The sequence below is a fragment of the Enterovibrio norvegicus FF-33 genome (assembly GCF_000286835.2).
Taxonomy (GTDB): domain Bacteria; phylum Pseudomonadota; class Gammaproteobacteria; order Enterobacterales; family Vibrionaceae; genus Enterovibrio; species Enterovibrio norvegicus_A.
The window spans coordinates 1,127,103-1,141,400 of the sequence record NZ_AJYD02000038.1 but is presented as its reverse complement, the minus strand read 5'-3'; the positions used below and the strand labels follow the sequence as shown (position 1 = coordinate 1,141,400).

Genomic DNA, 14,298 nt, shown 5'->3' with positions numbered 1-14,298 from the left:
TTTAAAGGGCTTGCCACTTATAAAGCCAACAATGGCATAAAATCAACACGTTAAAACATCCAAAACAAAAACGCCGCTAAACAGCGGCGTTTTTATCGAATTTTTGACTAACGATTATCAGTGACGTCGTGATAATCACCATCAATAGTTTGACCTTGATGACGCTGTTTAGGGCCATAAGGCGTTTGCTCAATGGGCTGTTCATGCTTTTGCTGGTACAAATTCGCTTGTTCCGCTTGAACTTTGCGTAGCTTTTTCATGATGAAAGGTTTGGCGATCAAAGCGCTAATTGAAACGATCAAACCAAACACCGCAGCAAACATTAACGTAAAGAAGCCTAAAATAAGCGTCACCACACCGATCAGGATTTGTCTCATGTAAATTCCCCGTGGATTAAAATCGAGTTGGCTTCAATACTGTTAAAATGCGCCTCTCGCGCTCAATTTTCAAGTGTACTTTACAGATATTTACACTCTCGCCTTCCTATCCTTGCTCTACTTTCATACCAATAACTCAATGTATCTCAATCATCGCTTTGATTTCATTCACTAATAACGGAACATTTTGCCACAACACGAAATGCCCTTCATTGTTAAGCATTTTCAAACTGGCGTTAGGTAAACGTTGTTTTGCGAAGTAAGAGTTCCCCGGATCAGCCAGATCGTCGTCTGCGCCATGAACCAAAACAATAGGCATGGTTAACGACGCCCAATCCTGTGCAGCGAGTTTCTCTAGCTCATGTTCCAATACCATCATCTCGGCATTGGAGCGCAACATGTCGTCAGGAACTAGCCACGTAGCCAATTGTGTGTCGGCGATATAGTTATACCACTTTGGTGATTCCAGCTTTGGATCAAACGCCGACGCAATCAGCAATAAGCTATCAACATGTTCCGGCGCGAGTAACGCTAATTGCAACGCTATTGGTCCGCCTAATGAATGCCCAACAAGCAAGGTATTCTTGTTATCTAGAAGCAAAGGCAACAAGGATTCAGCTTGCTTTTTCAAGCTAGTCTCAACCGGCATTGAAGATTGGCCGAAGCCCAGCCTGTCCACAGAGACCAGTTCGATTTGCTGTAAAGAAGGATGATTTAAATAATCGTCATACGCTTCTTTGCTACCCGGTGAGCCATGAATAAATATCACACGATGCGCTGACAAAGGATTACCCGATATTTTTTGGGGTACACGAACATCCTCTGACATTTGTTTTGGCGCACTACCTTCATTTTCAGTCTTTGTTGCAGCATAAATCGACCAACACATTATCAAACAGATCAGCGCCAACATCCTTTTTTTCATTAAGCCTTTGTCCTTCTCTTGCTTGTCTTCCAAGCGCATAAATAAGTGTTCTAAGAATAGACCGCTAACCCCAATATTCGATTCCATCGGGCCGAAACTAATATGTGCCGAAAAGGAGACTTTACACATCCGCTTGCTTTTGAGACAGAATGGCAATGACATCAAATGTAACCTGTTGCTATGTATCAATGCGCATAATGTCAGTAAGAGGATGTTTGACATGAAAGCCTTCAAAACAACAAAGAAGCCAGTAAGTATTGTCAGTGTGATTGCCATAGCATTCGCTCTAAGCGCATGCTCAACAACACGCCATGATCAGCTTTCCAATTTAGGCTTCGCTACGCCATATTTAGAAGGCTATGACGATGGGTGTCACAGCAAAGTTACCGCTGCAAAAACGATTAAAGATGGCTTTCGCAAAGACCCTGAACGTATGTTTAAAGAAGAAAGGTATGCTGAAGGCTGGGAAGATGGCTATGAGCAATGTTACGTGGTCAACAAATCATTCTACTGACAAAGTAAAAATCCTGCTCTTTGCAGGATTTTAGATATATATCATTCGTTTATCGTGTGTAGATCATGACATCAATGATCGCGCGGGATCACAATCGATCGTTGTATCTCGTTGCCATTTTCTAGCATGGCCGTAAACACGCCTGTACGCGTGAATGGGGCTTCAGTCATGACAAATACCCTCCCATTTTCTGGTGTAACATGCTCTCCCAACGAGCCTGATAAAGTGACCGTCGCGCCTTCAACTGGCGCACCATTTTGTAGCACCTGAACCCAAGCGCCCTGACCGACAGCAGTGACACGCATATCCACGTCATCGTTCATCGTACCAGCGAAAGCTGTCGACGAAGCAGCAAGCATACTCATCGCGATTAGTACTTTCTTCATGGTGACCTCTCTATGATTGTATAAATGTATCTCGATACAAATTCTTCTTTTTATTCACTTCTTTCTATAAACATAGTTGCCCATACACGAAGTGCCAATACGTTAAAAGTCGAACATTTGTTCACTTCAATCTCCACCGTTGCCTCCCTCCTTCCTCACACCGACTGGACGACATCGCGTTAACAAATGATGCTGTAATATTTTTGCAACAATTTATGTGAGGCACACAAAAGCTGTCCTATATTTAATACAGCAATGTATAGGAAACATATTTCATTTGGCGGTCGATGCAGTAAAAGCGCAACTTACGATAAAACAGGAGAGTTCATGCGTAAGCCCCTTCCTCGAACCATCAAAGCACAACTGAGTAGTATTGTTCTTTTGATTTTGACATCCGTTATCGTGTTTTCGATCACTTTTCAGTCGTCATTTAAAGAGCTTGAAACGCTAGATAGTGCATCCGTCGATATACTGAAGAGTCAGACATCAGTGTTGATGCTTCGCCGACATGAGAAAGATTTCATGGCGCGGAATGATGTGAAGTACAAAGACAAATTTGACGCGGAATATAGGGCACTAAGAGCAACGCTTTCTGCTGCATTGAACAAGTTAACGGTCCTCGACATGCCCGGCAGAGAAGCCATCAACGACATGATGTTGAAACTCGACAATTACCAACGAGATTTTGACTCTTTGATCGCACAACGCGTCAATGTGGGCGTCGAGTATGACAGTGGGTTACAAGGCATAGCACGCACAGCATCTCATCGCGTCGAACAAGCCATTCAGCGCATCCAAGACGATACCATTTACAAAATGCTGCTGATGCTCCGTCGTCATGAAAAGGACTTTCTGCTCCGTTCTGATGTGAAATACATCGACGAGTTTAATGCGCAGATGAGTAACGTTGGCTTAGTCATTGCCAGCAGCGAAATACCATCAAGTCATCGCCTTTTGATGGAAACCTCTCTAGGTGATTATCACAAAGCCTTTAATTCGTTGGCGACCAGCCTGCAGGATATTGGTTTGACACCACAAGAAGGTTTACACGGTAGCTTGAGAGCTTCGGTGAGAGAGACAGAAGCGCAGATGAAGTCACTTAGCGAGAACTTAGTGCACGCCATTGATCAACGTGAACATCAAGTCACAACGCGTCTAACCCTTGTTGGTGGCACACTGGCCATCATTGTTTGCCTTTCGTTAGCGTTTATTATCCGCCATGTCACCCACAAGATTTCGGTGGCCAATCAGTTAATGAAAAACATAGCCAAGGGCAACAGTTCACTGGATGTACGTATGCAATTGCCCGGCGACGATGAACTTTCGCAACTGGCGACCAACTTCAATCGTTTTATTGCCAACCTACAACACACCATGGAAAAAATTGCAGGTATTTCATCTGAACTATCGTCCAATGCGCGACACAGTTTAGTGATGGCAGGATCTACTGCTGATAATGCTGAAAAACAGCGAGCAGAGTCGGATTCAGTGTCTACTGCAATGAATGAAATGACGGCGACCAGCCGAGAAATCGCTCAGAGCGTTGCACGCGCGGCAAGTGTTGCCAGAGAATTACAAACCTCTGCGCAAACAGGACGTGATGTGAACAGTGAAACCTCCGTGAAGGCGACAGAACTGTCTGAAAGCATGCGCAGTGCCAGTGACAACATGCAAAGACTGAATGCAGACAGTGAAGAAATTGGCTCAGTGATTGACGTGATACGCTCCATTACTGATCAAACCAATCTTCTCGCATTAAACGCTGCTATCGAAGCTGCGCGAGCCGGAGAGCAAGGAAGAGGCTTTGCCGTGGTTGCCGATCAAGTTCGCGAACTTGCGATGAAAACACACCACTCGACGGATGAAATAACCAAGATCATCGAGCAACTACAATCAGGGATCCGCCATAGCGTCAGCGTAATGAATGAAAGCAGTAACATGGCAACAATAAGTGTCAATCAATCACGTGAAGGCGCTGCAGTAATGAGTGCCATGGTCGAGCAAATTGAAGACATTGCAGGCCAGAATATGCAAATTGCCACCGCCTCTGAAGAGCAAACCATGGTGACCGACAGCGTTGATCGTAATATTGTGGTTATCGCTGAGCTTGCCGGACAGACTGCATCGGCGGCTCAAAAATCCAACCACTCTGCCAGCGCCATTGAACAGCTAGCCAATGAGCTCGACCGACTGGTTGGTACATTTACGGGCGAGCGAGGAAAATCGCATTCAGAAACGCCCAGCACACCAAAGATTGACGGGACAATGAACATGACACAAAGCCAATGGGCAAGTGCGTAAGTTATCAACGACATACGCTCGCTGGTCTTTTTCGCCGTTCAGCGAGCGAGTTTAGCAATCCGATGCAAAGGTATTTCCATCGACTATAGTAATGAAAACGCCATTGCATTGGATTGCTTATGAAAAAGCCCGCGCTGCCAAAAGATGAAGCCCTCAGACTGCAATCTTTAGAGAAACTTAATATTCTCGATACCAGCGCCGACGAGCGATTCGATAGGCTTTCCAGACTAGCAAGCCAGATGTTTGCTACTAAGGTAACTGCTATTAGCTTTATCGACGCCAACAGGCAATGGATGAAATCATGTATCGGGCCCTTTAGCCAAGAGATCCCACGAGATATATCCTTCTGTGCGCATACGATTTTAGATTCAAAGCCTTTCATCGTGAACAACGCACTTGCAGACCCTCGCTTTAGTGACAATCCGTTAGTTACCGCTGAGCCAAATATTCACTTTTATGCTGGCTATCCCATTAAGCACGCCAATGGCACTGTTTTGGGCACACTAAGTATCATGGATGATGAACCGCGAGGTTTCGACGACTATGACATTCAGTGTTTTAAAGACATCGCCGATTTGGTGCAGAGCGAGTTACATGCGATCCAACTGACCACACAAGATCAGCTAACTGGCCTTCTCAATGCACATGGCTTTCAGGTGCTATCACAAAACAGCCTAAACATGTGCGAGCGCCTTAACGCACCGACTTCACTTGCTTATTTTGATGTACGGGGACTCAAGCAGATTAACCAACTACAAAGTAATCGAGATGGTGACAATGCGTTAATGTTTTTTGCTGAATTGTTGACGTTTGGTTTTCGTGACTCTGATGTGCTGGCGCGTTTAGAAAGTGACAAATTTGCTGTGCTGCTCACCAACACACCGATTGCCAATACCAAGGATATTTTGGACCGTTTTAAAGAAAGGGTAGACAGATATGCGGTTGAAAAACGACTCCCCTACACCCTTGATTACAATGTTGGCGTGTCATGGGTGGATGAGGAAGGCGATTATGATTTTGCAGAACTGCTCAATATTGCGCGAAGCCTAGCGGAAAAAACCAAGCCCTAGCGTTTCCAAGTACCGCTTCTTCTCAGCAATGCTGAGCTTCATTTCGCGCTATCAGCTCATCAGTCATCAGTTCAATGCATGACACTTGAAAAGAGATTGATAACCACGACGCCAGCAATGATCATGCCCATGCCCAACATTGCACCTAAATCAAGCTGTTGACCATGCCAAAGCCATGCGACAAGTGACACCAATACAATTCCCGCAGCACTCCAAATAGCATAAGCAATGCCCAAAGGCATGGTTTTAACCGTAATGGAAAGCAGATAGAACGACACAGCATAGCAGGACAACACGACACCAGTGGTGACTGGCTGTGTGAACGACTGCGTCTTTGGCATCATGGACGTTGCCATGATTTCAAATAGAATGGCGATAGCCAATGATACAAAAGGTGGCAATGTGTAGAGAATTTTAAGCACGCTATTCTACTCTTTAGTGACGCTTCCTTTCGAGAAATAATCGTGGCGTCTTCAGACAGCACAAATAGCAAAGCCTCGCCAATAGGGGCGAGGCTTTGTTTAGTCAATCAAACTAAATTATACGCGGTTTGCCGCGTAGTCATTCAGTTCGTCAACAGAAACAGTCGTGATGAACTCATCGTTCAGGTAGAAGTTAACCATCTCACCGTCTTTCTCACCGCGCAGTACCTGCGTAGTGCCATCAGCATAGGCAACAGACATTTCGATAGATTTGTCGTTAACTTGCTTAACGTCTGCCGCAGAAATTTTAATCGGCGCAGTAGTCAGATCTTTGTCTAGTTTCTGGTTGATACGAAAAACAGCGTTCGCAGGCATGTCTGCTACTGCTGGAGATTTACCAGAAATTGGGTTTGTGCCGGTCCAAAACTCGATAGAGTTGAAGATAAACAGGTCGGCTGCAGCTGCAACGCCATAAACTGGGCTCATCAGTACATAAAGACCTGCACGTGCATAACGGTTATCAACAGCTGTCAGGTTCATTTTCATTACCATACCTGACGTTGCCATTTGACCGATACAACCCGTCAGAGACACAGTCAGTACTGCAGCAGCAATAGCTTTAATCGCAATTTTTTTCATCGTTTTACACACAGTGAATTCAAAAAGTTGGCGAAGTATACAGCGAATTTCTCACTTGAAAAGATCGAAAATCAAGCAGGAACCTGTGGCACGCAACAGTGAATTAACAGGTTTTTGTAAGGGCAATGTCAAGATGGTTAAGTGAGGGTTACCAAGTCACAACAGTGGACCCTGACGCCAATGAAAACACACAACTCATTCACCGCGTGAATGCATGGGCATTTGTTTGATTGCTCGTTATTTATACTATTATCTTCAAGTTTACTTATTATGCTTGAGTCTCCTTGTGGTTTGTCCTTACAATCCCTCCTCAAAAAATTGACGGTCACCGACGATGAACAGAAAAAAGAAAATGATTCAAACGCTGAAGAAGCGTGAGAAGAAGAAAAACGCGAAGTTGCATACTTCTAACAAGCCAAAATACATTTCCAAAGCGGACCGTGAGAAGCTAGCACTGGAAACTGAAGCAGTAGATGAAAATACAACTGCTAGTGAACAAGCCAGCACTGAAGAAAACGTATAATCCACATAAACGGCTGTTTTTCTGAAATTTAGAATCATTCGATATTTCCAGCTTGGCGAATTACTGCCACAGGTATTCTCATTCTCTTTCATGCGGTATGGTTAACACCATACAAACTGCAAGAGGAAAGTGGCATGTCAGCGCCAAGTTGGGATTTTTCATTCGTTTATCAAAGCCTTCAAGACCCTGCAATTTCTCATGACCTTCAGCTTAGTCAGCAACATTTAGCGTCGTTTGCCAATCTACCTGCCGACTCGGTAGAAAGCTGCCAACAAGCACTAACGCTTCACGACAACATCCACAACCTGATCCTGTCTGTGTCCAATTACGCGGCTTGTCAGTCTTCTATTGATGCTACAAACGAACAAGCAAAAGCTTTGGTCATAAAAACCGATGTGATGCTGTCAGCCCTTACACAAGCTTTTAGCCCGTTTGAAAGTCAGTTATCAACCTCCGACGATGTTTTTTTTGCCGCCGTGATGTCTGGTGCCGATGACTCAGGCAGCTATGACCGTCATGCATTTCGTCTTTCTCGCCAACGCCTAAATCGTGTTTTCCGCCTATCCGTTCCTGAAGAGCAATTACTTTCAGCGATGCAAGTGGATGGCAAAAATGCATGGGGAAGACTTTACGACGCCATAACAGGGACGGCAAAGGTCACCCTAAAACTTGAAGATGGTATCGAAGAAAAAATTGGACTGTCGCAAGCTGCCAGCTTGCTATATGGCGGTGACAGATATAGACGAGAACCTGCTTGGCGAGCGATTCACTGCGCCATGGAAGAGCAGGAAATTACCTTTGCAGCCATTCTCAACGCGCTGGCTGGAAATCGCCTAACCGAATATCAAAAGCGTAGCCACACCCAACCTCTGCATTTCCTCGCTCCAGCACTAGAAGAAAGCCGCGTCGAGCGACAAACACTCAATGCCATGATGAATGTGGCGGAGCAGCACAAAGCGCTTTCCCGCCGTGCTGCCAAAGCCATGGCAAAGATGTTTGGTACTGACAAATTAGCACCGTGGGATGAAATGGCTGCCATGCCTCCACAAGGCAAGGCTATGGTAGCGAATTACTCATTTAATGAAGCCATCGCGATTATTCGCCGCGCTTTCCATTCAGTGAACGGTGAAATGGCAGAGTTCGTCGACATGATGGTTGAGCAACGCTTAATTGATGCCGCTCCTCAGCCGAATAAAGTCATGGGCGCCTATTGCACCAAGATCCCTAAGACACGCACACCTCTGGTATTCATGAGTTTTGGTGGCAGCATGTCTGATGTCCTCACGCTTGCTCATGAACTCGGTCATGCTTTCCATAACTGGGTGATGAAAGACATGCCGCTGGCTGAAACTGATTACCCAATGACACTGGCCGAAACCGCCTCTATCTTTGCGGAAAACGTCGTGCGTGATGCCTTGCTTGAAGAAGCTGCCAACGATCAAGATAAATTGTTAATGCTTTGGGAAGAGGCACAAACAGCCGTTGCTCTCATGCTGAACATTCCAGTTCGCTTTGAATTTGAACGTGCTTTCTATGAGCAGCGACAGCAAGGTGAACTCACTCCGATGCAATTGCGCAACCTAATGTCAGAGACGTGGAAGAATTGGTATGGTGATGCCATATCAGAGCCAAACGATCTGTTCTGGGCGAGTAAACTTCACTTCAGCATTGCCGAGATCAGCTTCTATAACTATCCGTACCTGTTTGGGTATCTATTCAGTACAGGCGTTTATGCTCAGCGTGCAGAAAAAGGCGAAGCTTTCTATGAAGATTATAAGTCGCTCTTGAAAGATACCGGACGCATGAGCGCAGAAGACGTGGCGACAAAGCACCTAGGTGTGAACTTAGGAAAAGTCGATTTCTGGGCGCAAAGTATCGCTATTACTGAGAAGCGAATAATGGCTTTTGAAGCGCTTGTGAATAAACTCATGCATTGATCTGAACACACTGCTTTAAGCAATCGGCACAAAAAAACACCCGCTTCAGCGGGTGTTTCCGGTACCTAAACTTCGTCAAGAGATTAACGACAGACACAGCACACATGGTCTAGGGTCAATTGCATTGCTCATTGATTGACCTGCCACTTGAGGACTCTCCTGATCGTGAGTAGGAAGAAGAGTTCTCGCACATAGTCCCATCGTCACCTCTGTCATCTATGCCATACCGGCCTGCCGCCACAATAATATTTCCCTTGGCTACATTGTTCATTCCGTATGACGGAGAATCACTAGAAAAGTACAGTCCACTTCCCGCTGGAGCAACGATCCTGTTTCCATAGAAATAGTTACTATTTCCTCGAGACGCTAACCCACCCGAGTTCCCATCCATTTGTCCCATGCAAGTATTATCTACAGCCCAGTTATTGAACGCACCTTCCTTAAACTCAATACATTCATTGCCAAGCGTATTTATTACATTGCGAGAGAATATGTTCTTTGAGGTTGTGTCAGGATCCGATGCTGGGTTTTTCCCATCTCCCCATTGCTTAATCGACGTTCCAACGTAAATACCTTCCCCATTTTTCCCTCCGAGTTTATAAACGAAGGCATGAACACCACAATTTGATATAAACGAGTCTTTAATTGATGAGCGAACGATTTTGTATCTAAATCGTATGCACTCTCCGCCAGCATTTCTAAAGGTCACTCGACGAATATGGACACCCGTTAGGCCATCTAACCGATCGGTGTTGTGAACAAACAGTAATTTATCAGTGTATGATTCGGGTGAATCTCCGCCGTCGAAGAACCCATCTACAACAACGTCCTGCAGCGTAATATAACTATGGCGAATTTGGATTAAGCGGCCATTATTTTTCTTTGGTGGTTTAATAGTCGGTCTTAGAAGAACATTTTTCGTCTGGTTATCAAGGTCTAAGTAATCCGACTCATTTCTTAAGCCTTTGATCGATATTGGGCTTTCTAATAGTCCATCCCTCACGGTCACAATGTTTTCATGATAGACACCGGGACTAAGATAGATTGAATCACCTGGGTAAGCAGCTTCTAGGGCTTTATTGATCGTTAGAAAGGGGGTATTTCTTGTCGTTCCATCATAAAAATCACTGCCCGATTTACCGACAAATATATTGCCCCCAATTGCTGCAATAGGTACTAAAAACAAAAAAATAACAATCACATTCATTAGTTTCATCGATTTATCCTCACCTGCCTGTTACAAGACGACGTTTGATAATTTAATGCTTTACTAATTATTAAGTGATTTAAACTTAGTACTTTTATAGTACTTTAGTGTTAATTAATGCAAAAAAAACCGCGAATGCGGTTTTTTTGAAAGCTATCAGAGGCTTCTAAAGATTAAACACCGCGAGAATTAAGGAATTCCGCATAGGTGCCTTTAAAGTCGGTGATTTGACCGTCTTTAATTTCAATGATTCGTGTTGCCAATGAGTCAACAAATATACGGTCATGCGATGCGAAGAACAAAGTACCTTTGAACTGCTCAAGTGCCGTGTTCAACGATTCAATCGATTCCATATCCATGTGGTTAGTCGGTTCATCAAGTAACAACATGTTGGGTTTGTGCATCATCAGCTTGCCCAGCAACATACGGCCTTGCTCACCACCAGACAGCACTTTCACTGATTTCTTGATGTCATCTTGTGAGAACAGCATGCGACCAAGGAAACCACGAACAACTTGCTCGTCTTCACCTTCTTGACGCCATTGACCCATCCAATCAGTCAGGTTCAAGTCTTCTTCAAAATCAGACGCATGATCCTGTGCATAGTAACCAAGGTTGGTATTCTCAGACCACTTGTAGAAACCAGTACGCGGTTCCAACACACCCGCTAGTGTGTTTAGCAGAGTCGTTTTACCGACACCATTCTCGCCAATAATCGCGATGCGCTCACCGACTTCGAAAATGCCGCTAAATCCAGCAAACAAATCATGTTCAAAACCTTGGCTCAGGTTTTCAATTTCAAGCGCGTTACGGAACAATTCTTTAGATTGTTCAAAGCGAATAAATGGCGTTTGACGACTAGATGCTTTCACTTCGTCTAGTTTGATTTTATCAATTCGCTTAGCACGAGAAGTTGCCTGCTTGGCTTTCGATGCGTTTGCAGAGAAACGTGCGACGAAGGTTTGAAGCTCAGCAATTTGCGCTTTTTTCTTCGCGTTATCGGTTAACAGACGATCACGGGCTTGAGTTGCCGCAGTCATGTATTCGTCGTAGTTACCCGGATAAACACGCAGCTCGCCATAATCCAAATCTGCCATGTGCGTACACACTGAGTTCAAGAAGTGACGGTCATGCGAAATGATGATCATGGTACAGTTACGTTCGTTCAACGTATCTTCCAACCATCGGATAGTGTCGATATCCAAGTTGTTCGTTGGTTCATCGAGTAACATGATATCAGGGTCAGCAAACAGAACCTGTGCCAACAGAACACGTAGTTTCCAGCCAGGAGCAACACTGCTCATCAGACCATAATGTTGATCAAGTGGTATACCCACAGCAAGAAGCAGCTCACCTGCTTTAGACTCCGCCATGTAGCCGTCCATCTCGGCAAACTCCACTTCCAGATCTGCGACACGCATACCATCGTCTTCAGTCATATCTGGCAACGCGTAAATGCGGTCACGCTCTTGCTTCACTTCCCACAATTCTTTGTGGCCCATGATCACAGTGTCGATAACCGTAAATTCTTCGTACGCAAATTGGTTCTGGTTCAGCTTTGCAACGCGTTCGTTGGGATCAACGCTCACATTACCACCGGTAGGTTCCAGCTCACCGCTCAGGATCTTCATAAAGGTTGATTTGCCGCAACCGTTCGCGCCGATAAGGCCATAACGGTTTCCATCGCCAAACTTAACGGAAATGTTTTCGAAAAGAGGCTTGGCGCCAAATTGCTGGGTGATATTAGCTGTACTAATCAAAGTTATTACTATCCTGAACAGTGAATACAAAACGCCGCAAGAGTACAGAGATCGCTCCATTACTTCAAGCAAACAGCGAATTGAGTCACAGACTCACATGAAAAAATCGAGTATTTGCGTCAAAGTCAATTTGTGAACTCCCTTGCCATACGCTGCTTCATCAGTCTTTGGTCAATCAACTGAGACAAACAACCAATTGATTGCCTTGTGCTTCCCACCTCTCAGATCCTGCTATTTGTTTGACTTATCTATTGATATTGAAACTACACTTAGGAGCTAAAACGTCTCATTTATGAGGCATTAATACCGCATTCAGAACGACAGAATAGATGGAATTGCTATGAGTAATCGCTTACCACGCATAATCAAAACCACAATCGCTCGATTATTCAGCCTTCATGTATTAGTACTATTGGCTGGCGCACTGCTAACAACAAGTGCCATCACCATAGGGTCCACGAATGCTTCTGCGGAAACGGGCGCTAAGCAACTACTCTTTATTAATTCACACCACCGCGGCTATGGTTGGAGTGATGAAGTAGAAAGTGGCCTGAGAGAAACGTTCGAATCCTCAGCTGTCCCCATAGAATTGTCTGTGGTATATCTTGACACGCTGCGCCACGACGCATTGCCAATCAAAGAAAAATTGGCCGATATTCTTGCGCTTAAACATGTTTCTGAAGCCACTGACCTTGTTATCACGTCAGATAATGCGGCACTAGACTTTGCATTGGCTCATCAAAACGAGCTATTCCCTCGCCAGCCAATTATTTATACGGCGCTAAAAGATTTTTCGACAAACGCCTACGACGTAAATACGCGTGTCACGGGAATATCCGAATATACCGATTACCAACAAGCCATTAATGTCGCACTCTCGCTGCATCCAAAAACTCAATCCCTTGCATTTATAGGCTCTCAACGAGAACCCCATAACCAACGCATTATCGACATCATCAAAGAAAGTGTTGTCCCGGTTCTTTCCAGCAAATTAGACATCGAAATCTACATAGATAAGTCCATTGATGAACTCGATGATATGTTAAGCGAGCTGCCCACCAACACGATTGTTTTCGCACTTAGCAACACCCTACCCAAAATTGACGGTATGCTTTACAGTCCTGCTGAAACAGCGCGATTATTGGCATCGGTTACGCCATTTCCTGTCTATACGTTTTGGCACTCTCATATCGGCCACGGCGCAATTGGCGGTCAGATTGTGACCGGGTTTAGTCAAGGGAAAGCGGCAGCACAGCTCGCGTTGCAAGTGTTAGCATCAGACGTTGATGCACCGCTACCGAGTCATCAGACAGCACCTGCATCTTTGTTTTTCGACCTTGAAGCGGCAAAAAAGCACAGAATTGACAAAAACCTGCTGCCCGAAGGCGCAAGATTTATCAACTATCAAGCCCCAATTTGGCAAGAATATAAGACAGAAGCTTTGACGACGCTGGTTATTGTTTTTGGCCTGCTCTCTCTCGTACTCGCGTTTGTATTACTCGCAAAACGACAAACTGAGACTATTCATCAGATAAGTGATGAAAACGTCGAACTGACCCACGCATTAGATATAAACCAAGAAACTTTAGACGATGTTACACATCAACTCGAAGAAGTGAATACGATAGATGACCTCACGGGATTAGCCAACGTCCGCCATTTTAACGACATGCTAGATAAAGAGTTACGCCGAGCAAGCCGCTATAAGACACCACTCAGTTTGTTGTTGATTTCAGTTGATCAATTCGATGGCTATATTCATACCCATGGTGAAGAAGATGCGAGTGAACAGCTCGTGACTATCAGTCAGGTCATCAAAGATACCTGCCAGCGCTCTTCCGATGTCCTAGCGTTTCTTCTCGATAACAAGTACGCCATCATATTGCCGCATACTACGCGTGATAACTCAAAAGTGGTTTGCCAAAAATTACATGATGGCCTTAAACAGAAAAATCTGCCTTTCATCCTGTCAAAGACTGGCGCAATCACCTTAAGCATAGGGTTGTCATCACTTGAAAGTACGGCCGACCGTATCAATCCACAACATATGTTGAATACCAGTGAAATGATGCGTATTGATGCGGAAAGAAAAGGAGGGAATGGAACACGATCCGATGTTATTGCGATTCAGTCACCTCAGAACACGATCCATAAAGATTAGTAGCCCATTCATTCTGTCATAGCGCTACTTATCGCCAAATATTGATGTTTATCTCATTACTTTCCACTCATACCTT

At 44.7% G+C, this 14,298-nt stretch carries 13 protein-coding genes; 6 read left to right on the top strand and 7 right to left on the bottom strand.

Annotated features, from left to right (window positions below):
- Positions 1-107 precede the first annotated feature (107 nt).
- Both A1OO_RS13365 and A1OO_RS13360 read right to left on the bottom strand, forming a co-directional pair.
- Complete coding sequence (locus A1OO_RS13365; protein WP_016960427.1) at positions 108-377, bottom strand: hypothetical protein; 270 nt, start codon at positions 375-377, stop codon at positions 108-110.
- A 136-nt stretch (positions 378-513) separates the two neighbouring features.
- Positions 514-1,341: an alpha/beta fold hydrolase gene (locus A1OO_RS13360; protein WP_016960426.1), complete on the bottom strand. Its 828-nt coding sequence runs from the start codon at positions 1,339-1,341 to the stop codon at positions 514-516.
- Positions 1,342-1,522: 181 nt separating this feature from the next.
- On the opposite strand from A1OO_RS13360, the gene A1OO_RS13355 reads away from it, so the two are divergent.
- Positions 1,523-1,816 carry a hypothetical protein gene (locus A1OO_RS13355; protein ID WP_017003312.1) on the top strand — a complete coding sequence of 98 codons (294 nt, stop codon included), beginning with the start codon at positions 1,523-1,525 and terminating at the stop codon, positions 1,814-1,816.
- A 71-nt stretch (positions 1,817-1,887) separates the two neighbouring features.
- On the opposite strand, the gene A1OO_RS13350 is transcribed toward A1OO_RS13355, so the two are convergent.
- Positions 1,888-2,202 carry a hypothetical protein gene (locus A1OO_RS13350; protein WP_017003311.1) on the bottom strand — a complete coding sequence of 105 codons (315 nt, stop codon included), beginning with the start codon at positions 2,200-2,202 and terminating at the stop codon, positions 1,888-1,890.
- Between the two features lie 327 nt (positions 2,203-2,529).
- On the opposite strand from A1OO_RS13350, the gene A1OO_RS13345 reads away from it, so the two are divergent.
- Both A1OO_RS13345 and A1OO_RS13340 read left to right on the top strand, forming a co-directional pair.
- The gene (locus A1OO_RS13345; protein ID WP_016960423.1) at positions 2,530-4,503 is read left to right on the top strand and encodes a methyl-accepting chemotaxis protein; all 1,974 of its coding nucleotides are present in this window, start codon (positions 2,530-2,532) and stop codon (positions 4,501-4,503) included.
- Positions 4,504-4,622: 119 nt separating this feature from the next.
- Positions 4,623-5,573, top strand: a complete 951-nt coding sequence (locus A1OO_RS13340; protein WP_017003310.1) for a sensor domain-containing diguanylate cyclase — start codon at positions 4,623-4,625, stop codon at positions 5,571-5,573.
- A 71-nt stretch (positions 5,574-5,644) separates the two neighbouring features.
- On the opposite strand, the gene A1OO_RS13335 is transcribed toward A1OO_RS13340, so the two are convergent.
- Together A1OO_RS13335 and A1OO_RS13330 are read right to left on the bottom strand one after the other, a co-directional pair.
- On the bottom strand, positions 5,645-5,974 hold the full coding sequence (locus tag A1OO_RS13335; RefSeq protein ID WP_198928795.1) for a DMT family transporter: 330 nt from the start codon (positions 5,972-5,974) through the stop codon (positions 5,645-5,647).
- Between the two features lie 138 nt (positions 5,975-6,112).
- Positions 6,113-6,634, bottom strand: coding sequence for a DUF3332 domain-containing protein (locus tag A1OO_RS13330; RefSeq protein WP_016960420.1), 522 nt, complete (start codon positions 6,632-6,634; stop codon positions 6,113-6,115).
- A gap of 334 nt (positions 6,635-6,968) precedes the next feature.
- Between A1OO_RS13330 and A1OO_RS13325 the strand changes: the two genes are divergently transcribed.
- Entirely contained in the window at positions 6,969-7,157 is a 189-nt protein-coding gene (locus A1OO_RS13325) for a DUF2986 domain-containing protein (protein WP_026023852.1), read from the top strand.
- A 134-nt stretch (positions 7,158-7,291) separates the two neighbouring features.
- Entirely contained in the window at positions 7,292-9,094 is a 1,803-nt protein-coding gene (locus tag A1OO_RS13320; protein WP_017003308.1) for a M3 family oligoendopeptidase, read from the top strand.
- Positions 9,095-9,209: 115 nt separating this feature from the next.
- Here the strand turns inward: A1OO_RS13320 and A1OO_RS13315 are convergent, their stop codons facing one another.
- Positions 9,210-10,310: a DUF1565 domain-containing protein gene (locus A1OO_RS13315; RefSeq protein WP_017003307.1), complete on the bottom strand. Its 1,101-nt coding sequence runs from the start codon at positions 10,308-10,310 to the stop codon at positions 9,210-9,212.
- A 164-nt stretch (positions 10,311-10,474) separates the two neighbouring features.
- Positions 10,475-12,061, bottom strand: a complete 1,587-nt coding sequence (locus tag A1OO_RS13310) for an ABC-F family ATPase (RefSeq protein WP_016960416.1) — start codon at positions 12,059-12,061, stop codon at positions 10,475-10,477.
- Positions 12,062-12,401: 340 nt separating this feature from the next.
- On the opposite strand from A1OO_RS13310, the gene A1OO_RS13305 reads away from it, so the two are divergent.
- A complete protein-coding gene (locus A1OO_RS13305) occupies positions 12,402-14,222 on the top strand; it encodes a diguanylate cyclase domain-containing protein (RefSeq protein ID WP_016960415.1) in 1,821 nt (606 codons plus the stop codon).
- The last annotated feature ends 76 nt before the right edge of the window (positions 14,223-14,298 follow it).

Bases quoted from the DNA above. Each gene is read 5' to 3' on its own strand.
- A1OO_RS13315 (WP_017003307.1), bottom strand. From the start codon at position 10,310: ATGAAACTAATGAATGTGATTGTTATTTTTTTGTTTTTAGTACCTATT.
- A1OO_RS13340 (WP_017003310.1), top strand. From the start codon at position 4,623: ATGAAAAAGCCCGCGCTGCCAAAAGATGAAGCCCTCAGACTGCAATCT.
- A1OO_RS13320 (WP_017003308.1), top strand. From the start codon at position 7,292: ATGTCAGCGCCAAGTTGGGATTTTTCATTCGTTTATCAAAGCCTTCAA.
- A1OO_RS13305 (WP_016960415.1), top strand. From the start codon at position 12,402: ATGAGTAATCGCTTACCACGCATAATCAAAACCACAATCGCTCGATTA.
- A1OO_RS13330 (WP_016960420.1), bottom strand. From the start codon at position 6,634: ATGAAAAAAATTGCGATTAAAGCTATTGCTGCTGCAGTACTGACTGTG.
- A1OO_RS13325 (WP_026023852.1), top strand. From the start codon at position 6,969: ATGAACAGAAAAAAGAAAATGATTCAAACGCTGAAGAAGCGTGAGAAG.
- A1OO_RS13345 (WP_016960423.1), top strand. From the start codon at position 2,530: ATGCGTAAGCCCCTTCCTCGAACCATCAAAGCACAACTGAGTAGTATT.
- A1OO_RS13350 (WP_017003311.1), bottom strand. From the start codon at position 2,202: ATGAAGAAAGTACTAATCGCGATGAGTATGCTTGCTGCTTCGTCGACA.
- A1OO_RS13365 (WP_016960427.1), bottom strand. From the start codon at position 377: ATGAGACAAATCCTGATCGGTGTGGTGACGCTTATTTTAGGCTTCTTT.
- A1OO_RS13355 (WP_017003312.1), top strand. From the start codon at position 1,523: ATGAAAGCCTTCAAAACAACAAAGAAGCCAGTAAGTATTGTCAGTGTG.
- A1OO_RS13360 (WP_016960426.1), bottom strand. From the start codon at position 1,341: ATGCGCTTGGAAGACAAGCAAGAGAAGGACAAAGGCTTAATGAAAAAA.